The sequence below is a fragment of the Streptomyces sp. NPDC014764 genome (assembly GCF_043082785.1).
Taxonomy (GTDB): Bacteria; Actinomycetota; Actinomycetes; order Streptomycetales; family Streptomycetaceae; genus Streptomyces; species Streptomyces althioticus.
In genome coordinates, this window is the sequence record NZ_JBIBXY010000002.1 from 677,743 (window position 1) to 701,449 (window position 23,707).

The window sequence follows — 23,707 nt, forward strand, 5'->3', positions numbered from 1 at the left end:
GGCGTTATCCCTTCACGGCGCCTGCGGTGAGGCCGCTGACGGCCCGGCGCTGCAGGAAGACGAAGAGGATCAGGATCGGCACGGCGAACAGGGAGGAGGCGGCCATGGTGGCGCCCCAGTCGTCGCCGAACTGGGTCTGGAAGCTGGACAGCCACAGCGGCAGGGTCTGCGCGCCGCCGGACTCCTTGCTGAGCACCAGGACGAGGGGGAACTCGTTCCAGGCGGTGATGAAGCCGAACATGGAGGTGGACATCAGGCCGGGCGCGAGCAGCGGCAGGATGACCCGGCGGAACGCCTGGACGCGGGTGCAGCCGTCGACCATCGCGGACTCCTCCAGCTCCTTCGGCACGGCGGCGACGAAGCCGCGCAGCGTCAGGATGGTGAAGGGCAGGATCATCATCATGTAGAAGGCCGTCAGCGGCACCAGGCTGTTCAGCATGGAGGCGTCGCGCACGATCATGTAGATCGCGATGACCATGACCTCCCAGGGCGCCATCTGGGCCAGCATGAACCCGATGACGAAGCCACGCCGTCCCCTGAACCGCATGCGGGCCAGGGCGAAGGAGCCGGCCAGCGCGATGACCAGGGAGAAGAGGACGGCCAGGCAGGTGACGGTGAGCGAGTTTCGGACGAACGTCCAGAAGTGCTCGGCGTCCGTCGCGGTGCCGAAGTGCTCGAACGTGATGTCCGTGGGGAACCAGACCGGGTTCTCCGCGATGATGTCGCCGGTCGGCTTCAGCGCCGTGGCGAACATCCAGTACACGGGGAAGATGCAGGCGGCGAAGACGACGAGGGCGGTGGCGTTGGGCCAGACACGGCCGAAGAGCGAGCGCTTCACAGCTCGTCCTCCTCTTGCTTGAGCACGATCCTGAGGTAGTACGCGGTCAGGCCGAGCATGATCAGGATGGTCAGCACCGCGATCGCCGCGCCCATGCCGTAGTGCTGGTTGCCGACGCCCTCGATGTAGGCGTAGACGGGCAGGATCTCGGTGAGCCGGTCGGGGCCGCCGCCGTTGAAGGTGAAGACCTGGACGAACGCCTTGAAGATCCAGATGATCTCCAGGAACGTCGTGGCGTAGAGGAACGGCCGCAGGAACGGCAGGGTGACGGTGGTGAAGCTGCGCCAGGCGCCGGCGCCGTCGAGCGCGGCCGCCTCGTACAGCTCGCCGGGGATGGTGGTGGTCGCCGCGTAGAGGTTGATCGCGACGAACGGCACGGACATCCAGACGATGAGCAGGGTGACGACGAAGAACGTCGACATCTGGCTGCTGGTCCAGCTGTAGTCGGCCATGGAGTGCCAGCCGAGCTTGTCGAGGACCCAGTTGACGACGCCGAAGCGCTGCGCGAACAGCCACTGGTAGACGGTGGTGGCGGCGACCACGGGCATCGCCCAGGCCAGCACCAGGCCGATCATCAGGGTGAACCGCATCCGCTTGCCGAGGCGGGCGAGCAGCAGACCGACGAGGGCGCCCAGCAACATGGTGAGGACGACGTTGACGGCCGTGAACAGGATGGAGCGGAGGGTGACCCGCCAGAAGTCCTCCCCGGTGAGGACCTCCTTGTAGTTGTCGATGCCGTTCCACTCGGTGACGTGCTGGATCAGCTGCGCCATGTTGAGGTTCTGGAACGACAGCAGCAGGTCCTTCAGCAGCGGCCAGCCCAGCAGCAGCACGGTGGCCGCGCAGGCGGGCAGCAGCAGGAGGTACGGGGCGAGCGCGCCGGCCCGCGACGCGGCTCTGGGTCGGGGCCCGGCGGGCGCGGGGTCGTCCGACTTGCGGACGTCCGCCGGTCCGGAGGGCGGCCGTTCGGTCTGCACGGTCATGCTCGCGATCTCTCTTCTCGGCGTGCTCAACGGGGGGCGGGGACCGTCCCGTCGGCCGGTCCCCGCTCCGGTCGGAGCGCGTGCGCTGTTACTGCTGCTGCGCCAGGCGCTTGTTGAACTCGCCCTCGACCTGCTTCGCGGCGGCGGCCGGGGACTTGCCGTTCAGAACGGCGGTCAGGTACGTCTTGATCGGGTTGGGGTCGTTCTCGACGGCGGCCCACTCGGGGATCAGCGGGGTGGTGCCGCCGACGGCGGCGGCGGGCGCGGCGGCCTCGGCGGGCGCGTTGCCCTTGAGGTTGCCCTGCAGCGACTCCTTGTTGGGGATGACGCCGTTCTCCTTGGCGAGCTGGCCCTCGAACTTGTCGGAGAGGGCGAGCTTCAGGAACTCCTTGGCGAGCTCCTGCTTCTGGCTGCCCGCGGCGACGGCGAGGTTGGAGCCGCCGAGGAAGACGCCCTCGGGCTTGTCGGCCGTGGCACCCGGGATGGTGAAGTAGCCGATCTCCTTCTCGATGGCCGGGTTGGCCTCGATCGCGATGCCGGCCTCCCAGCCCATGCCGATGAAGGCGCCGACGTTGCCCTTGGCGAAGACCTCGCCCTGCTGCGGGGTGGCCTCGTCCTTGTCCTTGGGGGCCTTGGACAGGGCCTGGAACTTCTTGTAGGTCTCGGTGGCCGCGGCGACCTTCGGGTCGTCGAGGTTGGAGACGTACTTGTCGCCGTCCTTCTTGACGAGTTCGGCGCCCTCGCCGATGACCAGGCCGACGAAGTGGTACCAGTTCTGGCCGGGGAGGTAGATCGGCTCGGCGTCGGTCTTCTCACCGATGGTCTTGAGCGCGGCGTAGAACTCGTCGCGGGTCTTGGGCGTGTCCTTGAGGCCGGCGTCGGCCCAGACCTTCTTGTTGTAGAGGACGACGCGGTTGGCGAAGTACCAGGGGGCGGCGTACTGCTTGCCATCGAAGACGGAGGACTCGTTGAGGGACTCGGTCCAGTCGGCGCCGATCTCCTCCTTGAGGTCCGCGAGGTCGGCGAGGCCGCCGGTCTTGGCGTAGGCGGGGGTCTGGGTGTTGCCGATCTCGAAGACGTCCGGGGGGTTCTCCTCGGACAGGGCGGTGGTCAGCTTCTGCTGGATGCCGTTCCACTGCTGGACCTCGAACTTGACCTTCGCCTTGGTCTTCTTCTCGAACTCGGCGGCGAGGTCCTTCTGCCACTGGTCCGGTGAGGAGCCGTCCATGACCCAGACGGTGAGCGTCTGCCCGGCGTAACCGTCCGCGCCGGCCTTCTTGCCGTCACCGCCGTCGTCGCCGCCGCACGCAGCGACCGAGAACAACATGCCCGCGACCCCGATCGCGGCTATCAGCTTGCGCTTCACGCGCCACCCCTCCTCAGGAATGCCTTGCACACCCACGCCCTCGCGGTGACCCTGACAACGGCGCAACAGCTCGGCGGGCTGGGACCCGGCTTCCGCTAAATGGTTTAGACCAGCAAGGGGGAGCTTGGCCTAGACCTATGGTCATGTCAAGGGTTGCCCAACTCACGGCTGGGTAACGGCAACGGTCCGCGTACGGGATGGAGATGTCCACCCAAAGAGGGACGGGATGCAGGGTTGGACTAGACCAAAGCGAGAGCACGCCGTTATAACGGGATCGCCGAGCGTGCGGCGCCGATCCCCTGGCGGTCCGCCGACGTGCACCGCGGCCGGCCCCTGCCGTCCGCGCGCCGGACACCGCAGCCGGAAGGCAGGACATGAGCACGGACGTCAGCAGCGCCCAGCCCGGCACGGGGGCCCCGGGCCGCCGGGACCGCGTGCCGAAGTACTACCGCATCAAGCAGCGCCTGCTGCAGATGACGGACGAGCGTGCCCCGGGCTCCCCGATGCCGGCCGAGCGGCTGCTCGCCGTCGAGTTCGGCACGTCCCGTACGACGGTGCGCAAGGCGCTGCTGGAGCTGGTGAGCGAGGGGCGGCTGGACCGCATCCAGGGCAAGGGCACGTTCGTGGCCCGTCCGAAGGTGTACCGGACGCTTCAACTCACCTCCTACACGGAGGACATGAGGGCGCAGGGCCTCAACCCCGCCTCCCGGGTGCTGGACATCGGCTACGTCGCCGCCGACGAGGAGCTGGCGGCGCTGCTGGAGGTCGAGCCGGAGGACAAGGTGCTGCGCATCGAGCGGCTGCGGCTGGCGGGCGGCGAACCGATGGCGATCGAGGCGACCCACCTCTCCGCCCGCCGCTTCCCAGGCCTGCGCCGCAACCTCACCCGCTACACGTCCCTCTACACCACGCTCGCCGAGGTGTACGGGGTCCGGCCGGCGGAGGCCGACGAAACCATCGAGACCTCCCCGGCGACCCCCCGCGAGGCAGGCCTCCTGGGCACGGACGTGGGGCTGCCGATGCTGCTGCTGTCCCGCCACTCACGCGACGGGAACGGGACGCCGGTGGAGTGGGTGAGGTCGGTGTACCGGGGCTCCCGCTACAAGTTCACGGCCGTGCTGACCCGTCCGGCGCCGTGACATCGGTGTCGGTGGCCGCGAGCACCGCGACACGGGTACGCGAAGGGTCGAGTACGGCGAGGCCCAGGTCGGCGGTGTCGTGGTGGAACCACGGGGTGGAAGCGAGGAAGCGCACCCATCGGTGATCGGGGGCGGTCCGCACGGCGTCGAGGAACGGCACGTCGGCGGGTAGCCCCATGAGGGCGTACAGACTCTCCCAGGCGTGGAGCCGCGCATACGCCCCGCCTTGTCCGTGCCCGCCGACGCCGCCGTGATAGGCGGCGGAGAACAGCTCGTCGAGCACGTCGTCGGGCGTGGTGACACAGGCGACCGCGGTCCCGTCGCCCTCGAGACAGCCGAGGCGGAGCTGCTGGAGAAAGGCCATCCCGAAGTCACCGGGGTGGAGCGGCGCAGGCAGCGCGAAGAATCACACCTCCGGAGTACGCGCCCACCCACCGGCGACGAAGGGCCGCGCGGGCGCCCGTGCCCGCGCACCGTCGGGCACCTCGACGGCCAGCCGCCCGGCGTCCGCACCGACCTCACTCGACGGCGCCTCCGGAAACCGTGCCCGAAGCTGCCGCAGGGTCTTGACCGACCCGCGGCCCCGGACCCGCACCAAGAACCGGTGCTCGATGCCGAGCCGGCTCCCGGGCAGCCAGGCCGGCGGATGCCCGAGCGCGCGCAGCCTCTCGGCATAGGCGTCCACACGAGGCCGCCCCGCCCCGGCGCCGAGCAACGCGAGCTCCCCGAGCAGACAGGCCCGTGTCTCGACACCCGGGGCACGCGGATCGTCGGGCAACTCGACGAAGAGGGACTCCAGTTCCGGCGCCGGCTGCGTCTTCGCCAGCCTCGCGGCCACCGCACGCGCCTCGGGAGGCGGCGGCACATCGCCGACAGCGACCGTCAAGAGTCCTCCACCGGAAGCGCGTACAGCTTGGGGAGGTTGACCACGATCGCCTCCTGCGTGCTGCGGGCGATCACCACCACCGCTTCCTCCGACGGGTCGGGGTTCTCCTCGCGGTGCGGGACGTAGGGCGGGACGAAGATGTAGTCGCCGGGGGAGGTGCGCAGGCGTACCTCTTCCTCGCCGTCCAGGAAGACGAACTCCGGGTGGCCGCTCACCACGTGGATCGCGGTCTCGGACTCGCCGTGGTGGTGGTCGGAGGAGGAGGTGGCGGGGGCGACGTGGGTCTGGCCCATCCACAGCTTCTCCGAGCCCACCGTCTTTCCGCTGATCGCGGCGAAGCGGCGCATGCCGCCCGTCTGCGCGGTGTCACCGTCGAGGCCGCCCGCGCGGACGTGGTGCAGGCGGTTGCGCAGGGGCCCCGTCGCGGGGGCGGTGGTGTCGTGGAGGTGCGGGTGGAAGCCCTCGCCGGGGGTGGTCAGCGGCTCGCTCATGGCGGCGACGCTAGAGCCGCGCCGAAAAGGATGTCAACAGGTGTCCATTACCGTTCACCTGCGGCAATGTTCCCGCAATGTTGTCACGGGCGTGCGAACGGACCTTCGTCCGCGGGGCCGTTCGGGCATGATGGCCGCATGCATATCTCCGCGAAGGCGGACTACGCCGCACGGGCGCTTCTCGAGCTGGCCTGCGAACCCTCCCGCCCGCTCACCTGCGAGGCCATCGCCACCTCCCAGGGCATCCCGTTCCGTTTCCTGAAGTCGGTGGTCGGCGATCTGCGCAGGGCCGGACTCGTGCGCAGCCAGCGCGGCTGCGAGGGCGGTTACTGGCTCGGCAGACCCGCCGACGAGATCACCCTGCTCGACGTGTCCCGCGCCGTCGACGGTGAGCTGATCACCCTGCGCGGCTCCGTGCCGGACGAACTGGACTACCCCGGCGTCGCCACCGCCCTGCCCGGCGTGTACCGGCACATCGAGGCCGGCATCGCCGCGCTGCTCGGCGGGACCACCGTCGCGGCGCTGCTGACCGACGGCGCACGGGAACGGCCGGCCCACCAGGGCGCCGCGTGACGTCCGCGCCGCAGCACCCCCCGGTGCTCGAAGTCGTCGAGTACACCGACCCGTTGTGCCCGTGGTCCTGGGGGGCCGAGCCCGTCCTGCGCCTGCTGCGCACCACCCTGGACGGCCGCGTCCACTGGCGGCGCGTGTACTGCGTGCTGTTCGACGAGGACGACGACCCCGCGCCCGACCCGGCGGCGGAGACCGCCTGGTACGCGCGGTACGTCGAGGACATCTCCGCCCACACCCGCGCCCCGCGCGCCCCGCGTCTCAGCCGGGTCGCCGCGTCCTCGTGGCCGTCCTCCCTGGTGGCCGCCGCGGCCGAACTGCAGGGCGCCACGGTCGCCGACCGCGTGCTGCGGCGGCTGCGCGAGACCGTGTTCGTGCGGGGCGAGCCCGCCGACACACCGGAACTCGCGCTGGCCGCGGCGCGGGGCGTGCCCGGCCTCGACGAGCAGCGGCTGGCCGCCGACGCGGCCTCCGCGGCCGTACGGGAGCGGGTCCGCGCCGACCGGGCCGAGGCTCGCCGGCCGGTCCCCGAGGTGCGGTCCGTGGAGGGCGGTTCACCGCATCCGGGCGCGGCCAAGGAGACCCCGGACGGCGCGTACCGGTACGCGCTGCCGACGCTGCTGCTGCGCTCGCCCGGCGGCGCGTACCGGGTCGTGCCCGGCTGGCGTCCGTACGACGCGTACGCGGAGGCCGTCCGTCTGCTGTGTCCCGGGCTGCCGGCCGGCCCCGTGACGCTGCCCGCGGACCGCGCACTGGTGCTTCACCGCAGCCTCAGCGACCCGGAACGTGAGCTGCTCACGCACGGTCCCTGGCCGCCGGCCGGAGCGGTCCGCGTGGAGACCGGCAACGGGCCGCTGTGGCTGCATCCCGAGGAGGCCGGGACCGGTCCCGGAGACCTCCGCAGCACGTCGACAAGCCTCTGACCAGCAGTCAACTACCCGTCCACCGAATGAGACACCTTTTGGTGTCCATTGACAGTCGCTCGCCCGTACGGTCAGGATGTGCCCCATGCTCACGACGCACCCCGGCGTGGTGTGCCGCTACGTGGACCTGCGGCGCACCTGTAGCGCTCTCTGTCGCTGACCCTCTCCGCCGTCCCGGTCCCCCGCGCCGCCCGTCCCCGTGGCCGCGCACGCCGCTCGCCGTCCGGCTGAGCGGCGGCCGGAATCCGGCACCCTCCTCCCAGGCCTCGCGCCTTCCTGTCCCGTAGCACGGTCCGGCCCCACCGGCCCGCGGGCGTCCCCTGCCCCCGGACCGGCCCGTCCGCCTCCCGCACCCGAGTGCCTTCGGCATGCCCGCGTCCCGGGCTGCCCGGGTCCCGTGCGCGGGCGGGGCCGGCCGCCCCTCCCCCGTTCCCGTCGTGCCGTTCACGCACCGGGGTCACCGAAGGAAGAACGACATGTCCGGACACCTCACGTCCCGCCGCCCCGGAAGATCCGCCGCCCGCCGGCTGCGCACCGCCGCCCTGGGCGCCGCGCTCGCCGCCGTGCTCGTCCCCGCCCTCAGCGGCTGCGGCGGCGGCACCTCCGCCGCCGCGGGCAACGCGGCCCTGAAGTGGACCTCCTCCTACTTCCCGGCCCACTGGGACCCGGTGGTCAGCGGCAGCGGCGCCCAGTTTCGTGAACTGGCGCTGGTGTATGCCTCGTTGACCCGCACCGACGAGAGCGGCAAGGCCGTGCCGGACCTCGCGGAGAGCTGGAAGTACAACGCGAAGGGCGACCAGGTCACCTTCCGTCTGCGGCCCGGCCTGAAGTTCAGCGACGGCGAGCCCGTCGACGCCAAGGCGGTCAAGGCCGCGATCGAGCGGGCCAAGAAGCAGAAGAACTCCGCCCTGTTCGGCGACCTGACGTCCATCGAGTCCGTCGAGGCCAAGGGCCTGGACGCGGTCGTCCACCTCAACCAGGTCGACCACCAGATCCCCCAGCTGCTCGGCTCGCGCGTGCTCCAGATCGCCAGCCCCAAGGCGGCCGCCTCCCCCGAGAAGCTCGACCAGAACCCTGTCGGCGCGGGCCCGTTCGTCGTCACACAGCTGATCCCGGGCACCAAGGCGGTGTTCAAGAAGAACCCCGACTACTGGGACGCGAAGAACATCCACATCGACGCCGTCGAACTCACCTCCGCGCCCGACGCCTCCACCGTCGTCAACGGACTGCGCACCGGCGTCTACAACTTCGCCGACATCGAACCCAGCCAGGCGGAGGCCGCGAAGAAGGCGGGTCTGGACGTCTTCGTGCAGCCCGGGTTCAACGCCGCCAACATCAGCCTCAACGTGAACAAGGCGCCGTTCGACAACCCCAAGGTCGTCGACGCCGTACGGCACGCCGTCAACCGCAAGGAGTTCGTCGACAAGCTCACCTTCGGCTACGGCGAGGAGACCGACCAGCCCTTCCCGAAGGACTACGTCGCCTACGACCCGGAATCGGAGAACGCCTACCCGTACGACCCGGCGAAGTCCAAGAAGCTGCTCGCGCAGGCCGGTTACCGACCCCACCAGCTGAAGCTGAACCTGGTCATCCCCTCCGAGGACCCGCAGGCGGAGATCGTGCAGTCGCAGCTGGCCGCGGTCGGCATCGACGTCACCATCAAGATCGACAAGAACTGGGCCACCCCGTTCTTCGCCAAGGACCTCACCTTCTCCCTCTACAGCACCACCGGCCGCGACTCCGCGCTCCAGACGCTCACCGCCCACTTCGGCCCGAACGGCCCGCTGAACCTCAGCTCGCCCTACCAGCCCGCCGGCTTCGAGGCCGCCGCGGCCAAGGTGCGCCGCACCCCGCTGGACTCCCCCGAGTACCCGGAGGTCCTCCAGGCGGCGACGCGGGCCGGTCTGGGGAGCAGGGCGCTGGTCTTCACGTTCTCGCAGCCCAACCTGATCGCCAAGAGCCCGTCGATCTCCGGCCTGCCGAAGGTCCCGGCCCACATCACGTGGACCGGCGTGACCATCGACGGCCGCTGACGGTCCCACCACCACACACAGAGAGAAGAGAGGGGGCACCCCCATGTCGACGACACCGCAGGCGGCCACGCCTGCCCGCCGTCGAGGGGTCGCCGCGGCCAGGACCCGGCACGCACTGCTCCGCGTCCTGGCCGTCCTCACCCGCTCGGTGCTGATCTTCGTACCGGTGTTCGTGGTCGCGACGTTCGTGACGTTCGCACTGCGCTCACTCAGCGGGCTCAGCCCGGCGCGGATCCAGTTGGGCGAGGAGGCGACACCCGAGGCCATCGCCCGCGTCGAGGCCGAGTGGGGCCTGGACCGGCCCTTCCTGGTCCAGTACGCGGACTGGTTCGGCGGCGTGCTGCACGGCCGGCTCGGCACGAGCTGGACCAACGGCGCCGACATCTCCACCCTGATCGGCCTCGGACTCGGCGTCAGCCTGTCCGTCGCCACGTTCGCCCTGGTCATCGGGGTTCTCGTCGGGTTCCTGCTCGGCACGGTCGCCGCGCTGCGGCGCACCACCTGGATCGACCGGACGATCACCGGCTTCGTCACGCTCGTGTCCGTGATGCCCGCGTTCGTCGTCGGCATCGTGCTGGTGGCGGTGTTCGCAGTGGGGCTCGACCTGTTCCCGGCCGCGGGCTACGTCCCGGCGGCGGAGGGCATCGGCCCCTGGCTCACCCACATCACCCTGCCGGCCGTGGCGCTGAGCTTCGACGTGATCGCCGACGTCGCCCGGCAGCTGCGCGGCGGTCTGATCGCCGCCTACCGGGAGAACTACGTGACCGGCGCGGTGGTACGAGGGCTGAGCCCGCGGCGGATCTTCTTCGGGCATGTGCTGCGCAACGGCCTCGGCCCCGCGCTCGCCACGCTCGGCCTGAAGTTCCCCTCGCTGGTGGGCGCGTCCGTCGTCACCGAGTGGATCTTCGGCCTCCAGGGCTTCGGCCGGTTCGCCAACGACTCCGCCCAGTCCGGCGACGTGCCCGCCGTCCAGGGGGTGCTGGTGGTGTCGATCGCCCTGGTCGTCGCCTTCAACCTGATCGTCAATCTGGTGCTGGCGCGGGTCACCCCGGCCTCCCAGCGGGGGGTGTGAAGCATGGTACGCCGCGTTCTCTCCCTCACCTCGGGCCGGATCGCCGTCGGCGTCCTCGCCGTCATCGCCCTGCTCGCGCTGGCCGGGCCGTGGCTGGCGCCGCAGGACCCGCTGGCCACGAGCGACGACACCCTGGCCGCCGCGTCCGCCGCGCACTGGCTGGGCACCGACTACCTCGGCCGTGACGTGTTCAGCCGGCTGCTGGACGGCTCACGGATCAGTGTCCTCGGCTCCCTCGAGGTCGCCGTCGTGGCCCTGGCCGTCGGCGCGGTCCCGGGCATCCTGTCGGTCTATCTGGGCCGGGTCTTCGAATGGCTCAGCCTGCGGCTGACGGACACCCTGGTGGCGCTGCCGTTCCTGCTGTTCGCGGTCGCGGTGATCGCGCTGCTGGGCAACGGGATCACCCAGGCGATGCTGGTCACCGGCACGCTGGTGTCGCCGCTGTTCTACCGGGTGGCCCGCGCCGCCACGCTGACCGTGGCGCGCTCCCCGTACGTGGAGGCGGCGATCGTCTCGGGCGCCTCCGTCGGCTGGATCGTCCGCCGGCACGTGTGGGCCAAGGTGCTCCCGCCGCTCGCGGTGGCGCTGGCGCAGACCATCGGCGTCGGCTTCGTGATCGTGTCCAGCCTGACCTTCCTCGGCATCGGCGTGCAGCCGCCTGCACCCACCTGGGGCGGTCTGCTTGCCTCCGACCTCGGCTATCTCGACTACCGGCCCTGGGCGCCGCTCGCCCCGGCCGTGCTGATCTCGGCCACGGTCTGGGCGTGCAACCTTCTCGCGGACGCGATCCGCGACGTGTCCGGAGAAGCGGGACGCGCCCTGCTCGACCGGCACAAGGCCCGCGCCCACCGCACCGGCACGCCCGACACCGTTCCCACCGGAGGTGCCCGATGACCACCCTCTCCAAGGACGCCACGCGGCCCGCCGAGGCCGCTGGACAGACCGCCGAACGGACCGCCCGCGAGCCGGTGCTCGCCGTCCGGGACCTGCGCATCCACGACCGGGCCGGCGACCGGGAGATCGTCCACGGCGTCTCCTTCGAGCTCACCCCGGGCAGGGTCGTCGGCATCGTCGGCGAGTCGGGAAGCGGCAAGACCCTCACCTGCCGGGCCGCCCTCGGCATCCTGCCGGAGCACTTCGAGATCTCCGCCGGGTCCGTGACCATCGACGGCACGGACATCGCGATGCTGACGCCCCGGCAGTGGACGCGGCTGCGCGGCTCCACCATCAGCGCCGTCTTCCAGGACCCGGCGTCCTACCTCAACCCGTCGCTGCGGGTCGGCGCGCAGATCGCCGAGGTGCTGCGGGTCAAGACCGGGCTCAAGCGCCGCGAGGCCCGCCGGCGCGCGCTGGAACTGCTCGAGGCGGTGCGGCTGCGCGACCCGGAACTCGTCTACGGGCAGTACACGTTCGAGCTGTCCGGCGGCATGCTCCAGCGCGTCCTGATCGCCGCGGCCATCGCGGCCGGACCGCGCATCCTCATCGCCGACGAGGCGACCACCGCACTCGACGTCACCGTGCAGGCCGAGATCCTCGACCTGCTGGCAGACCTGCGGGAGTCGACCGGGCTCGCCCTCGTGGTCGTCTCCCACGACCTGGCCGTCGTTGCCCAGTTGTGCGACGAGGTGCTGGTGATGCGGCAGGGCGAGGTCGTGGAGCAGGGGCCCACGCGTGCTGTGCTGGACGCGCCCCGGCACGCGTACACGCGGCTGCTCGTCGACGAGCACGAGAGCTACGGCCTCGACCGGTTTCTGACGCCGAAGACCCCGGAGGCCGCGAACGCCACGAAGCCCACGAAGACTTCCAAGACTCCTGAGGAGAAGGCGGCATGAGCACCGTACGGCCGCACGCGAACGCCGCCCCCGCGCCGGTCCTGGAGGTGACAGGACTGGACGTCCACTACGGCAGGCGCCGCGCCCGCCGCCGGGCGCTGCACGACGTCACCCTGACCGTCGCGCCCGGCGAGACCCTGGGTGTCATCGGCGAGACCGGCTCCGGCAAGTCCACCCTCGCCCGCACGGTCCTCGGTCTGGTGCGCGCCTCGGCGGGGTCGGTCGTCGTCGACGGCGAGGACGTCACCGGGTACGGACCGCGCCAGTGGCGCGCGCTGCGCCGCCGGGGCGTCGCGCAGTACGTCTTCCAGGACCCGCTGCGCAGCCTCGACCCCGACCTCACCATCGAGGACTCGCTGACCGAACCGCTGCTGGTCCAGGGCGTCACCCGCGCCGAGGCCGCCCGGCGGGCCCACGCCCTGCTGGCGCGGGTGCGGCTGCCGAAGGACCTGCTCGGCCGGCTGCCCGGGGAGCTGTCCGGCGGGCAGCGCCAGCGGGTCGCCGTCGCCCGCGCCCTCATCACGGAGCCGCGGCTGCTGATCCTCGACGAGCCGGCCAGCGCCCTCGACTCCGCCAACCGCGTGCAGATCCTGGACATCCTCAAGGAGCTGCGCGCCGACGGCGTCGCCCTCGTCCTCATCTCCCACGACCTCGGCTCCGTCGTTGGCGTCGCCGACCGGATCGCCGTCCTCTACCAGGGGCGGCTAGTCGAGACCGGCCCCGCCGCGGAGGTCGTCGGCCGGCCCCGGCACGTGTACACCCGGCTGCTCGTCGGCTCCGCGCCCACGCTGCGCACGGGAGCGGCCGACTGGTCAGAACGCGAAGCCCTGCGGGCCCTGTTGAGCGCCTGACCGCAACGGCGGCACACCTCACGAGCGCCCGACCTCACGACAGACAGGAACAGCCATGACCCGTCAGATCCATTTCGCACTGCACCCCTACGGCGTCGGCGGCCCCGGCCAGCACGGCCTGTGGAAGGACCCGCGCGTCGCCAAGAACGCCAGCATCGACGTCAACTACTACATACGGCAGGCGCAGGCTGCCGAACACGCGCTGTTCGACGCGCTGTTCATCGTCGACAGCCAGTTCATCAACGCCACGTACCCGCACCACTACCTCAACCGTCTGGAGCCGCTGACGCTGCTGTCGGCGGTGGCCACCCACACCCGGCACATCGGCCTGGTCGGCACCGCCAGCTCGACGTACAACTCACCCTTCAACCTGGCCCGCCGGTTCGCCTCGCTCGACCTCATCAGCGGCGGACGGGCCGGCTGGAACGTGGTCACCAGCTTCGACACCGGCACCGCGCGGAACTTCGGCCTCGACGAGCACCTGGACTACGCCTCCCGCTACGGGCGCGCCCTGGAGTTCGTGGAGGTCGCCCGGGGGCTGTGGGACTCCTACGAGGACGACGCGTTCCCGGCCGACGTCGAGCGGAACGTCTTCCTCGACCCGTCCAAGCTGCACGCGCTGAACCACGAGGGCGAGCATTTCAAGGTCGCCGGGCCGCTGAACATCTCCCGCTCGCCGCAAGGGCAGCCGGTGATCTTCCAGGCCGGGGTGTCCGAGGAGGGCCGCGACCTCGCCGCGCGGGCCGCCGAGGGCATCTACGCGCCGGGCGGCTCCCTGGAGCAGGCGCAGGAGTACTACGCCGACATCAAGCGGCGCACCGCCGCGTACGGCCGCGACCCCGAGCACATCAAGATCTTCATCCACGGCGGTCCGGTGGTCGCCGCGACCGACGAGGCCGCCCGGCGCCGCGAACGGGAGATCTTCGAGGAGGACAACGACTTCGACCGCAACCTCGCCCTGCTGGGCCGGTCCTTCGGCGCCCACGACTTCAGCGTGCACGACCTGGACGCGCCCTTCCCGGACGTGGCGCACCTCGCGGAGAAGGGCGGGCGGACCAGCGCGACGCAGATCATCGCGCGGGCGAAGGAGCAGAACCTCACGCTGCGCGAGGTGGCCAACTCGGTGAATGAGTTCCGCCGTTCGCCGTTCGTCGGCACTCCGCGGACGGTCGCCGGCACCATCGAGCAGTGGTTCGAGGCGGGCACCTTCGACGGCATCAACCTCGCCTTCCGCACCGACGACGAGCTGGAGCTGTTCGTCGACGGCGTGGTGCCGCTGCTGCAGAAGCGCGGGCTGTTCCGCACCGCGTACGAGGCGGACACCCTGCGCGGCAACCTCGGCCTGCCCGTCCCGGCCAACCGGTACACCCGCGAAGCCGCCTCGGCGTGAGCGTCCCGGCCGCACCGCACACCTCCCCCGTTCCCCCCGCGGCCCCGGCCGCCCCCGTACCCGCAGGAGCCTGACCATGCCCGAACAGTCCGACCGGTCCGGCCGGCCCGATCAGTCCGACCACACCGACCACTTCGGCCCCGAGGGCCTGCGCACCCGCGGCACCGTCGTCGTGGTGCCGGGCCGCGGGGAGACCCGGGCCACCTACGACCGGTTCGGCAGCCGGCTGGCCGCCGACGCGTACCGCGTGCGGGTCGTCGACGCGCCCGCCCTGGACGCCGGCGACCTGCCCGGCACTCTCTCCCGCTTCGCGGCGCGGCTCACGGCGGCGGTCGACGGCGCCCGCGGCGTGGACGGCACCGTCCGTCCCGTCGTCGTGGTGGGCAGCGACACCGGGGCGGCGCTCGTCGCCGCGCTGTACGGGACGGCGGGCGCGTCGGTGGCCGGCGTCCCGGAGGCGGAGGCGGTCGTCCTGGCGGGCCTCCCCGGCCGGGCGCCCGCCGCCGCGGGCACCTGGGACGGCGAACTCGACGTCCGCACCTCGTGCCCGGCCCACCGGCGCGTCCTCACCGACGACGCCGGGGTGCGCCGGGGCGCGCTGAACGACGCCGTGCCCGAGGAACTGCTCGCCGCGGCCCATGACGGGGGCACGGCGCTGCCCGCGCTGATCCTCGCCGGTGACGCGGACCCGCTCGCCGACCGCGACGAGCTGCACCGCACCGCCAAGTCCTCCGCCCGGGCCCGGCTCTCGGTGGTGCGGGGCGCCCGCCACGACGTCCTCAACGACCTCCAGCACCGCTCGGTCGCCGCCGAGGTGGTCACCTTCCTGGAGACGCTCCGGGAGGACCTGGTGCCGCTGGTCACGGTGGAGACCAGCGCCTGGTGAGCCGCTGAGGCCCCTTCGTCCGACGGCCGCCCCTACCTGGAAGGTCCCCATGGCCACGATCCTCTCCGTCTCCGGAAGCCCCTCCGCCACCTCCCGCACCGCCCGGCTGCTGCGCCACCTCGACGACCGTCTGCGCGGTCACGGTCACGACGTCGTGCCGCTGGACGTCCGCACGCTGCCCGCGGAGCCGCTGCTGAACGCCGACTTCGGCCACCCGGCCGTCGTCGAGGCGGCCGAACTGTTCGCGCGGGCGGACGGCGTGGTGGTCGGCACCCCCGTCTACAAGGCGGCGTACTCAGGTCTGCTGAAGGCGCTGCTCGACCTGCTCCCGCAGTACGCGCTGACCGGCAAGGTCGTCCTGCCGCTCGCCACGGGCGGCAGCACCGCCCACGTGCTGGCCATCGACTACGCCCTGCGCCCGGTCCTCAACTCGATGGGCCCGGCCCACATCGTCCCGGGCTGGTTCACCCTCGACAAGGACATCACCGTGGCGGAGGACGGCTCCGTCACCGTCGCCCCGGTCGCCGCCGAGGCCCTGGCCCGCGTCACCGACCAGTTCTCCGCCTCCCTGCACGCCCACCACGCGTCCCTGGCCCTCACGGGCTGAGCCGGCGGCCGACGGCCGGCGGAGGCCCGCGCGACACCCTCGCGGCGGGCCCCGCCGGCTCTGCGGAACGTTTCCCTCAGTGGGTGGATCTCGGACATCCGTGGAAGGTGCACGAAATCGTTCGAACAGGGTGCGGCGGGTGGAATTCCGGTCCCGGGAGCCCGCATCACGAGGCGCTCGGGGTCCGGCGGGGGCAGAGGGCTCATGTGTACGTCATGTGTGCCCGGACCTCGGCAGTCGCCGTCCCGACGAGTGCGCGGGGCGGCCGGCGAGACGCCGTCGGCGCGGGTCGTAAGTGTCATCACGCAGTCGTACGACGGGAGTTGAGACGCGGTGCGAGGGTCACGCGGACGGGATCCGGACGGCCCATTCGGCCACCACACCCGGACACAATTTCCTTACACCCTCTCTTCTTACCGGCCCCGATGGTCTAGATTGACCCTGCTTCGGCCGTTCGGGCACGAGGCGACCGATTGAATGATCTTTAAGTCCGGCGCCACGGGAGGGGTTCGTCCACGGCGCCAGACGTGGGGGTGATCACACCGCTGAGCCCCGGGGGGGGTTCGGGTGCGGGGGCGCACCCGAGGGACCGGTCAGGTCCGCTCGGCTCGATGTAACGGCGCGGCCGTATGCCGCTGCCGCCGCGACAAGTTGTTCACGTTGTTCTGACTTCGTCCGTAGCCGGCGTACCGGCGCGGAAGGCGGGGGCCTTCCGCGGCGAGGAAGAGCGCGGTTCGGGGGGTGGGGTCCCCCCGACGAGAAACAGTGTCAGGCGCACACGTCGCATCACCGGGGACCTGGGGGGTTCTGTGCGGCAAGGGGGATTGGTCAGCCCGTTCCCGTCGGAGCGGGATCAGCTGGCGAACGGGGTGTACCACCGGGGGACGGCCGACTGGGAGCACCGGTACCGCCGTACCGTCATCACGAGCGACACCGTCGCCACCGCCGTCGTCGTCGCGGGGATCGGCAACTTCTTCGGCGTCCGCGACGCCGCCGACTGGCACGAGAAGTGGGGCATCCTCGCCTTCGGCACCTGGTTGCTGGTGCTGGGCGCGCTCGCGGTGAGCCGGTCGTGGTCGCCGACCGTGCTCGGCCAGGGCGCCGAGGAGTTCCGCCGGCTGGGCCGCTCGCTGTTCATGGCGACCGTCGTGCTCGCGCTCGGCGGGATCGCCCTGACCTCGCGCAACATCAAGCTCTGGATCTTCGTCGCGGTCCCCGCGATCGCGCTCGTCACGATGACGATGCGCTACCTGCTGCGCCTGCGGCTGCACCGGCAGCGCAAGGAGGGCCGCTGTCTGCGGCCGGTGCTCGCCGCCGGCAGCCCCGACACGGTGCGCGACCTGATCGCCCGCACCCGCAAGTACCCGCACCTCGGCTGGCGCGTGGACGCCGTGTGCACCACCGACGGCCCCGGACTCGACGCCGGCCGGCTGGACGGCGTACCGGTGGTGGGACGGCTGGCGGACGTCGCCGACCACGTCCGACACGACGGCTACCGCGTCGTCGCCGTCACCCCCGACCCGCACTGGTCGCCGGAGCGGCTGCAGCGGCTGTCGTGGAACCTGGAGGGCTCCGACGCCGAAATGGTCGTCGCGCCGGTGCTGATGGAGGTGGCCGGACCGCGGCTGCACGTCGACGCGGTCCTCGGCATCCCGCTGCTGCGGGTCAGCATGCCGGCGTTCACCGGCGGCCGCCGCGCCATCAAGGGCGTCGTCGACCGGCTCGGCGCGCTGATCCTGCTGGTGGTGCTCGCGCCGCTGATGCTGCTGGTCGCGCTGCTCGTGGCGACGGACGGCCGGGGCGGGGTGTTCTACCGGCAGCGCAGGGTCGGCAAGGACGGCCGCGAGTTCACCATCCTGAAGTTCCGCACGATGATCCCCGACGCCGACCGCGTGCGCGCCGCGCTGGCCGACCGCAACGAGGGCGCCGGGCCGCTGTTCAAGATGCGCCGCGACCCGCGGGTGACCCGGATCGGGGCGGTGCTGCGCCGCTACTCGCTCGACGAGCTGCCGCAGTTGTTCAACGTGCTCACCGGGTCGATGTCGCTGGTCGGCCCCCGGCCCCCGCTGCCGGAGGAGTGCGCCGCCTACGGCCCGGACATCCGGCGCCGGCTGAAGGTGAAGCCCGGGCTCACCGGGCTGTGGCAGATCAGCGGCCGCAGCGACCTTTCGTGGGAGGAGGCGGTCCGCCTGGACCTGCGGTACGTGGAGGACTGGTCCCTCGCCCTGGACACGGTGATCTTGTGGAAGACGCTGCGCGCCGTGGTGCAGGGACAGGGGGCCTACTGATGCGCGGCGGCCGTGGGGCGGCCGGGCTGCGGACCGCAGGCCGGGAGGGCCTGCCCGGGGGGAGGAACGGGTCATGAGAGTCAGCGTGTTCGGGCTCGGCTACGTGGGCTGCGTGTCGGCCGCGTGCCTGGCGAGCATGGGTCACGAGGTCATCGGGGTGGACGTCAACCCGGTGAAGGTGGACCTGGTCAACGACGGGAAGGCGCCCGTCGTCGAGGAACGGATCGGCGAGCTGATCGCCGAGGTGGTGGGCAGCGGGGCGCTGCGCGCGACCACCGACGTGCGCGAGGCGATCGAGGGCAGCGAGGTGTCCCTCGTCTGCGTGGGCACCCCGTCGGAGCCCAACGGCAGCCTGTGCACGGCGTATCTGGAGCGGGTCACCGAGGAGATCGGCGCGGCGCTGGCCGCGCGGGGCGGTCGGCACACGGTGGTGTTCCGCAGCACCATGCTGCCGGGCACCTGCCTGGGGCTGCTGGTGCCGATCCTGGAGAAGCGGGTCGGCGGCACCGCGGGCGTCGAGATCGGCGTCGCGGTCAACCCGGAGTTCCTGCGCGAAGGCACCAGCGTGCGGGACTTCTTCGACCCGCCGAAGACCGTCATCGGCGAACTCGACACGGCGAGCGGCGACGTCGTCGCGGCGCTGTATCAGGACCTGCCCGGCGAGGTGTTCCGGGTGCCGGTGCCGACGGCCGAGGCCATCAAGTACGCGGACAACGCCTTCCACGGGCTGAAGATCGGCTTCGCCAACGAACTGGGCGCGGTGTGCCGGGCGCTCGGGGTGGACTCGCACCAGGTGATGGACGTCTTCCTCGCCGACCGCAAGCTCAACATCAGTCCCGCCTATCTGCGTCCCGGCTTCGCCTTCGGCGGCTCCTGCCTGCCGAAGGACCTGCGCAGCCTGGTGCACGCGGCCCACCGGGCCGACGTGTCGGTGCCGATCCTCGCCCACGTCCTGCCCTCCAACGAGGAGCATCTGCAGCGGGCGGTGGAGCTGGTGGAGCGCACCGGGAAGCGCAAGGTCGGCCTGTTCGGGCTGTCGTTCAAGCCCGGCACCGACGACCTGCGCGAGAGCCCGCTGGTCGAGCTGGCCGAGCGGCTCTTCGGCAAGGGGTACGACCTGCGGATCCACGACGCCAACGTCAGCCTGTCCCGGCTGCTCGGCGCGAACCGCGAGTACATCGAGACCCGGCTGCCGCACCTGGCGCAGCTGCTCGCCGACTCCGTCGAGGACGTGCTGGACCACGCCGAGGTCGTCCTGGTCGGCACGAAGGACGCGGCGGTGCTGTCGGCGCTGCCGCACGGCGACGACCCCGTGATCATCGACCTCGTCCGCCTCCCCGACGCCGACGCGCGCCGGACCGAACCCGGGTACGTGGGCCTTGCTTGGTGAGCCGAAGGGCGCGCGGGGCCGCCGCGCGCTGATCCTGGTGGAGAACCTGTCGGTGCCGTTCGACCGGCGGGTGTGGCAGGAGTGCCGGACGCTCCGCGACGCGGGCTGGGAGGTCGACGTCATCTGCCCGCAGGGCACCAAGCGGGACACCGAGCCGGAGGCCGTGATCGACGGGGTGCGGATCCACCGCTACCCGCTGCGCGCGGCCACCGGGGGACCGGCGGGCTACCTCAAGGAGTACGGCACCGCGCTGTGGCACACCGCCCGCCTGGCCCGCAAGGTCGGCCCGGTGGACGTGGTGCACGCCTGCAATCCGCCGGACCTGCTGTTCCTGCCCGCGCTGCGGCTGAAGCGGCGGGGCGCGAAGTTCGTCTTCGACCAGCACGACCTGGTGCCCGAGCTGTACCTGTCCCGGTTCGGCCGGGGCAAGGACCTGCTCTACCGGGGCGTGTGCGCGCTGGAGCGGGCGACGTACCGGGCGGCGGACGTGGTGCTCGCCACCAACGAGAGCTACAAGGACGTCGCCGTGCGCCGCGGCGGGCGGCGGCCCGAGGACGTGTTCGTGGTGCGCAGCGCGCCCGACACCGAGCGGTTCCACCCGGTGGACCCGGAGCCGGACCTGAAGCGCGGCAAGCCCCACCTGCTGTGCTACCTGGGCGTGATGGGCCCACAGGACGGCGTCGACTACGCGTTGCGGGCGCTGGCGAAGCTCCGCGACGAAGTGGGCCGCACCGACTGGCACGCGGTGTTCGTCGGGGCGGGCGACACCTTCGAGGCGATGGTGGAGCTGTCCCGGGAGCTGGGGCTCGACGGCCAGGTGGAGTTCACGGGACGCGTGCCGGACGCCGACCTGGTGCGCTGGCTGTCCACCGCGGACGTGTGTCTCTCCCCCGACCCGTGCAACCCGCTCAACGACGTGTCGACCATGAACAAGGTCCTCGAGTACATGGTGATGGGCCGGCCGATCGTCTCCTTCGACCTGAAGGAGGCACGGGTCTCCGCCGGCGAGGCCGCCGTGTACGCGAAGGGCGACGACGAGGGCGCGTTCGCCGCGCTCATCGCCCGTCTGCTGGACGACCCCGAACAGCGTTCCCGCATGGGGAAGTCCGGGCAGGAAAGGATCAACGGCCCGCTGGCCTGGCGCAACTCGCAGGCGGCGCTGCTGGCCGCCTACGAGGCCGCCGTCGGGGGCGGCGCGGCGGCGGCCCGGAGCGGGCGGGAAAGAGGCACGTCCCTTGAGCGATGACGCGATACGCCTGGTCACCATCGGGCGGATGCTCCGCAGGCGCGGCAGACTGCTGACGGTCCTCGTCGTGCTGGGGGCGCTGACCGGCTTCGGCGCCTCCCTGGTGTTCCCGCCGCGCTACACCACGTCGGCGTCGGTGCTGCTGCCGGGCGCCTGGGAGGAGCGCGTACTGCTGACCCAGGCGGAGATCGCCACCAGCACGGTGGTGACCGACCGCACGGCCGAGGAGCTGGGCTGGGCCGGGGTCGACGGCGAGGAGCTGCGCAAGCGGGTGCGCGCCGAGGTCACCGACGGCAACATCATCAAGATCTCCGGTACCGCCGGGAGCCCGGCGAAGGCGCAGCGGCTCTCCGACGAACTGGCCCGGCAGTTCGTGACGTTCTCCGCGCGGATCGTCGACGGGACCGCGGACCCGACGGCGGCGGCCGGACCCGACCAGCTGCGGCAGATGGTGCTCACCACCAGCCGGCGCATCACCGAGCTGGCCGACGCGGCCGACCCCGGCCGGACCGTGGAGAGCGTGCAGACCCGCACCGAGCTGGCGAAGCTGCGCACCGCGCTCCAGGAGGCGGTCGGCAAACTGAGCCAGGCCGACTCGAACGGGGCCGGCTCCCGGCTGGTCGTGATGGGGCCGGCGGCCAGGCCGACCGGTGAGACGCCGCCGTCCCGGGTGCAGCTGATCGCCGCGGGGGCGGCGCTGTTCTTCCTGCTGGCGGTGGCCGGGCATCTCACCGCGGCCCGGGTGAACCGCAGGCTGCGCTCCGAGCGGGAGATCGCCGCCGCGCTCGGCTCCGGGCTGCTGGGCGGCGTCGAGGTGTCCGCGCGGCGGGGCGCGCACCGTCCGGAGGGCGGCGGCGCCCGGCACCGGGTCCGCCGGCTGCTCGGTCTGGACACCCCGTGGAACGCGCCCGCGCCGCCGGCCGCCGGGGACGAGGCGAGCCTGGGGATCCGCTACCGGCGGGTGTGCGGCCGGATCCGCGACCTGGCGCCAGGCGCGCGGCGGCTGCTGCTGGTGGTGCCCGACGACGACGGCATCGCCCTGCGGGCCGCCGGGCGGCTGGCGGAGGAGGCCGGGGGCGACCCCCTGCTGCGGCTGACGGAGGTCTCCGCCGAGGCGCCGCTGGTGCCCGACCGCGAGGAGGAGTCGGGCGTCCTGGTCGTGCTGAGCGCTGGCACCCGCACCGCCGCCGAGCTGGCCGGTGTCGCCGAGGCGTGCGCGGACGCCGGCCACGACGTGGTCGGCATCGTCCTGGCCGACGCGGTCCGGACCCGTCCGGCGCGGCCCGCCGGCCCGCCGCGGGAGGCCGCCGCTCCGGCGCTCGCCCTCGGCGACGGCGCGCGGGGAGGTGCGCGATGACGAGTACGACAGCGGAGCCGACGGCCGCCGCTCCCCTGCTGGACCTTCAGTCCCTGGTGGTGTCGGTGCGCAGACGCCGACGCCTGTGGGGCTCCCTGGCGCTGCTGGGGCTGCTGCTGGGGGCGGCGGTGGCGGTGCTGCTGCCCCTGCCGCCGACCGCCGTGACGAAGGTGCTGGTCGCCCACCAGGACGACCAGCCGAACGACCCCGGCACGCTGATCCTCACCGACGTGGCTCTGCTGCACACCACGCGGATCGCCGACGCGGCCCTGAAGTCCCTCGACTCCTCGATGAGCGCGGAGGACTTCATGGAGGAGTACGAGGGCGCAGGCCTGACCAACAACTTGATGGAGATCAAGGCGACGGGTGAGACCGGCGAGGAGGCGGTGGCCCGCGCCGAGGCGGTCGCCGAGGCGTTCGTCGCGGACCATGTACGGCGTATCAGGCAGGCCGCGGCGGCCGACGCCTCGACGCTGCTCGCGCAGCGGGACCGCCTGCAGAAGGAACTCGACCAGGTGAACGAGACGATCGGCGACGGGCCGCCGGAGGGCAGCCCGGAGGAGTCGGCGAACCTGGAGACACTGTTCGCCCGCCGCGCCGAACTCAGTTCCCGCATCGGTGACTTCTCGCAGCGGGCGGCGGAGGCCCGGGTGGGCACGCCCCGGCTGATCGCGGGCACGCAGATCGTCGACGCCCCGCACACCGTGAAGCACTCGCTGCCGCTCGCCCTCGCCACCAACGGCGGTATCGGGCTGGTCCTCGGCCTGGTGCTGGGCCTGGTGATCGCCGCGGTCGCCTCCGTGGTGGGCGACCGGCCGGTGCTGCGCCGGGACGTCGCGCGCCACCTGGGCGCCTCCGTCACCGCCGAGCTGTCCCGGTCCGCGCTGCGGCCGCGCCTGATGTGGCGGCGCAGGCGCAGGCGTGCGGCGCGGACCCGGCTCACCTCGTCGCTGGCCCGAACGGTGCGCGGCTCCTCGGAGCCGCTGGCGCTGCTGGAGCTGGGCTGTCCGCGCGGGGCGGGCGTGATCGCCCTGGACCTGGCGCGGACGCTGGCGGCGGACGAGCCGGTGGTCGTGGTCGACGCCCTGCCCAGGCACGGTCTCGCCGGCCGGCGGCGGAAGCCGGGCGACCCGGAGGTGGTCGGCGTGGAGCGGGCCGCGGCCCTGCCGTCCGACCGGCGCCGGATCGGTGTGGCGTCGGTGGCGCCCGGCGCGGCCTGGTCCGACCTCGTCGACCTGGCGGGCCGGGCCGTGCTGGTCGTCCGGGCGGGACACGGGACGACCGCGTGGCTGCACACCGTGGCGCGGCAGCTCGCCGACCGCCGCGTGGAGGTGGCCGGCGTGGTGCTGCTCGACCCGGATCCGCGGGACCGGACGGACGGGACGCTGTGGGACGGGCCGTTCCCGGTGCCGCGCGTCCGCGAGGGGCGGCCGGCCCGGCAGAACGGCACGGGGTCCAACCCCACCGTGCAGGCGGTGACGGACGGTCCGCGGCGCACGGAACGGCTGCCGATGTGGGCGGCGCGGGTCCCGGACAGCGACCAGGAGGCGCGGTAGCTC

Annotated in this window: 20 protein-coding genes and 1 pseudogene; 16 read left to right on the plus strand and 5 right to left on the minus strand. The window is 72.3% G+C overall.

What is annotated here, in order from left to right:
• Window positions 1-4: 4 nt before the first annotated feature.
• From ACF1AG_RS08070 to ACF1AG_RS08080, 3 genes are all read right to left on the minus strand, one after another.
• Window positions 5-838 (minus strand): carbohydrate ABC transporter permease, encoded by an 834-nt coding sequence (locus ACF1AG_RS08070; protein ID WP_359599320.1) that lies wholly within the window; start codon window positions 836-838, stop codon window positions 5-7.
• On the minus strand, window positions 835-1,821 hold the full coding sequence (locus ACF1AG_RS08075) for a carbohydrate ABC transporter permease (RefSeq protein WP_033274113.1): 987 nt from the start codon (window positions 1,819-1,821) through the stop codon (window positions 835-837). Before ACF1AG_RS08075 ends, ACF1AG_RS08070 begins: the two co-directional genes overlap by 4 nt.
• 88 nt (window positions 1,822-1,909) lie before the next feature.
• Entirely contained in the window at window positions 1,910-3,187 is a 1,278-nt protein-coding gene (locus ACF1AG_RS08080; protein WP_359599321.1) for an extracellular solute-binding protein, read from the minus strand.
• A gap of 374 nt (window positions 3,188-3,561) precedes the next feature.
• On the opposite strand from ACF1AG_RS08080, the gene ACF1AG_RS08085 reads away from it, so the two are divergent.
• Entirely contained in the window at window positions 3,562-4,326 is a 765-nt protein-coding gene (locus ACF1AG_RS08085; protein ID WP_359599323.1) for a GntR family transcriptional regulator, read from the plus strand.
• Here ACF1AG_RS08085 and ACF1AG_RS08090 read toward each other — a convergent pair.
• A pseudogene (locus tag ACF1AG_RS08090) lies at window positions 4,295-5,191 on the minus strand (DUF6183 family protein). The gene ACF1AG_RS08085 and the pseudogene ACF1AG_RS08090 sit on opposite strands and share 32 nt — an antisense overlap.
• A 17-nt stretch (window positions 5,192-5,208) precedes the next feature.
• Complete coding sequence (locus ACF1AG_RS08095) at window positions 5,209-5,703, minus strand: cupin domain-containing protein (RefSeq protein ID WP_359599324.1); 495 nt, start codon at window positions 5,701-5,703, stop codon at window positions 5,209-5,211.
• A 138-nt stretch (window positions 5,704-5,841) separates the two neighbouring features.
• On the opposite strand from ACF1AG_RS08095, the gene ACF1AG_RS08100 reads away from it, so the two are divergent.
• The 15 genes from ACF1AG_RS08100 to ACF1AG_RS08170 all read left to right on the plus strand — a co-directional run bounded on the left by ACF1AG_RS08100 (window position 5,842) and on the right by ACF1AG_RS08170 (window position 23,704).
• The gene (locus tag ACF1AG_RS08100) at window positions 5,842-6,276 is read left to right on the plus strand and encodes an Rrf2 family transcriptional regulator (protein WP_359599325.1); all 435 of its coding nucleotides are present in this window, start codon (window positions 5,842-5,844) and stop codon (window positions 6,274-6,276) included.
• Window positions 6,273-7,196, plus strand: a complete 924-nt coding sequence (locus tag ACF1AG_RS08105) for a DsbA family protein (RefSeq protein WP_359599326.1) — start codon at window positions 6,273-6,275, stop codon at window positions 7,194-7,196. The genes ACF1AG_RS08100 and ACF1AG_RS08105 overlap by 4 nt, the downstream gene beginning before the upstream one ends.
• 476 nt (window positions 7,197-7,672) lie before the next feature.
• On the plus strand, window positions 7,673-9,229 hold the full coding sequence (locus ACF1AG_RS08110) for an ABC transporter substrate-binding protein (protein ID WP_359599328.1): 1,557 nt from the start codon (window positions 7,673-7,675) through the stop codon (window positions 9,227-9,229).
• Between the two features lie 43 nt (window positions 9,230-9,272).
• Window positions 9,273-10,301, plus strand: coding sequence for an ABC transporter permease (locus tag ACF1AG_RS08115; RefSeq protein ID WP_359599329.1), 1,029 nt, complete (start codon window positions 9,273-9,275; stop codon window positions 10,299-10,301).
• Window positions 10,302-10,304: 3 nt separating this feature from the next.
• On the plus strand, window positions 10,305-11,195 hold the full coding sequence (locus tag ACF1AG_RS08120) for an ABC transporter permease (protein ID WP_359599330.1): 891 nt from the start codon (window positions 10,305-10,307) through the stop codon (window positions 11,193-11,195).
• A complete protein-coding gene (locus tag ACF1AG_RS08125; RefSeq protein ID WP_391809494.1) occupies window positions 11,192-12,133 on the plus strand; it encodes an ABC transporter ATP-binding protein in 942 nt (313 codons plus the stop codon). The genes ACF1AG_RS08120 and ACF1AG_RS08125 overlap by 4 nt, the downstream gene beginning before the upstream one ends.
• Window positions 12,130-12,984, plus strand: a complete 855-nt coding sequence (locus ACF1AG_RS08130) for an ABC transporter ATP-binding protein (RefSeq protein ID WP_391809495.1) — start codon at window positions 12,130-12,132, stop codon at window positions 12,982-12,984. Before ACF1AG_RS08125 ends, ACF1AG_RS08130 begins: the two co-directional genes overlap by 4 nt.
• A gap of 55 nt (window positions 12,985-13,039) precedes the next feature.
• Window positions 13,040-14,374, plus strand: a complete 1,335-nt coding sequence (locus ACF1AG_RS08135) for an LLM class flavin-dependent oxidoreductase (protein WP_387795615.1) — start codon at window positions 13,040-13,042, stop codon at window positions 14,372-14,374.
• A 76-nt stretch (window positions 14,375-14,450) separates the two neighbouring features.
• Window positions 14,451-15,260, plus strand: coding sequence for an alpha/beta hydrolase (locus tag ACF1AG_RS08140; protein ID WP_387795617.1), 810 nt, complete (start codon window positions 14,451-14,453; stop codon window positions 15,258-15,260).
• A 49-nt stretch (window positions 15,261-15,309) separates the two neighbouring features.
• Complete coding sequence (gene ssuE / locus ACF1AG_RS08145) at window positions 15,310-15,867, plus strand: NADPH-dependent FMN reductase (protein WP_359599337.1); 558 nt, start codon at window positions 15,310-15,312, stop codon at window positions 15,865-15,867.
• Between the two features lie 809 nt (window positions 15,868-16,676).
• Window positions 16,677-18,155, plus strand: a complete 1,479-nt coding sequence (locus tag ACF1AG_RS08150) for a sugar transferase (RefSeq protein WP_359599338.1) — start codon at window positions 16,677-16,679, stop codon at window positions 18,153-18,155.
• Window positions 18,156-18,228: 73 nt separating this feature from the next.
• Window positions 18,229-19,545 carry a nucleotide sugar dehydrogenase gene (locus ACF1AG_RS08155; protein WP_387795622.1) on the plus strand — a complete coding sequence of 439 codons (1,317 nt, stop codon included), beginning with the start codon at window positions 18,229-18,231 and terminating at the stop codon, window positions 19,543-19,545.
• Window positions 19,535-20,791, plus strand: a complete 1,257-nt coding sequence (locus ACF1AG_RS08160) for a glycosyltransferase family 4 protein (RefSeq protein ID WP_359599341.1) — start codon at window positions 19,535-19,537, stop codon at window positions 20,789-20,791. The genes ACF1AG_RS08155 and ACF1AG_RS08160 overlap by 11 nt, the downstream gene beginning before the upstream one ends.
• A complete protein-coding gene (locus ACF1AG_RS08165; protein ID WP_359599343.1) occupies window positions 20,781-22,148 on the plus strand; it encodes a polysaccharide biosynthesis protein in 1,368 nt (455 codons plus the stop codon). The genes ACF1AG_RS08160 and ACF1AG_RS08165 overlap by 11 nt, the downstream gene beginning before the upstream one ends.
• Window positions 22,145-23,704, plus strand: a complete 1,560-nt coding sequence (locus tag ACF1AG_RS08170) for a Wzz/FepE/Etk N-terminal domain-containing protein (RefSeq protein ID WP_359599344.1) — start codon at window positions 22,145-22,147, stop codon at window positions 23,702-23,704. Before ACF1AG_RS08165 ends, ACF1AG_RS08170 begins: the two co-directional genes overlap by 4 nt.
• Window positions 23,705-23,707 lie beyond the last annotated feature (3 nt).

Coding starts and splice junctions, on each gene's coding strand:
- ssuE (WP_359599337.1), top strand. CDS start 15,310: ATGGCCACGATCCTCTCCGTCTCCGGAAGCCCCTCCGCCACCTCCCGC.
- ACF1AG_RS08095 (WP_359599324.1), bottom strand. CDS start 5,703: ATGAGCGAGCCGCTGACCACCCCCGGCGAGGGCTTCCACCCGCACCTC.
- ACF1AG_RS08110 (WP_359599328.1), top strand. CDS start 7,673: ATGTCCGGACACCTCACGTCCCGCCGCCCCGGAAGATCCGCCGCCCGC.
- ACF1AG_RS08140 (WP_387795617.1), top strand. CDS start 14,451: ATGCCCGAACAGTCCGACCGGTCCGGCCGGCCCGATCAGTCCGACCAC.
- ACF1AG_RS08135 (WP_387795615.1), top strand. CDS start 13,040: ATGACCCGTCAGATCCATTTCGCACTGCACCCCTACGGCGTCGGCGGC.
- ACF1AG_RS08155 (WP_387795622.1), top strand. CDS start 18,229: ATGAGAGTCAGCGTGTTCGGGCTCGGCTACGTGGGCTGCGTGTCGGCC.
- ACF1AG_RS08100 (WP_359599325.1), top strand. CDS start 5,842: ATGCATATCTCCGCGAAGGCGGACTACGCCGCACGGGCGCTTCTCGAG.
- ACF1AG_RS08130 (WP_391809495.1), top strand. CDS start 12,130: ATGAGCACCGTACGGCCGCACGCGAACGCCGCCCCCGCGCCGGTCCTG.
- ACF1AG_RS08170 (WP_359599344.1), top strand. CDS start 22,145: ATGACGAGTACGACAGCGGAGCCGACGGCCGCCGCTCCCCTGCTGGAC.
- ACF1AG_RS08115 (WP_359599329.1), top strand. CDS start 9,273: ATGTCGACGACACCGCAGGCGGCCACGCCTGCCCGCCGTCGAGGGGTC.
- ACF1AG_RS08075 (WP_033274113.1), bottom strand. CDS start 1,821: ATGACCGTGCAGACCGAACGGCCGCCCTCCGGACCGGCGGACGTCCGC.
- ACF1AG_RS08120 (WP_359599330.1), top strand. CDS start 10,305: ATGGTACGCCGCGTTCTCTCCCTCACCTCGGGCCGGATCGCCGTCGGC.
- ACF1AG_RS08085 (WP_359599323.1), top strand. CDS start 3,562: ATGAGCACGGACGTCAGCAGCGCCCAGCCCGGCACGGGGGCCCCGGGC.
- ACF1AG_RS08125 (WP_391809494.1), top strand. CDS start 11,192: ATGACCACCCTCTCCAAGGACGCCACGCGGCCCGCCGAGGCCGCTGGA.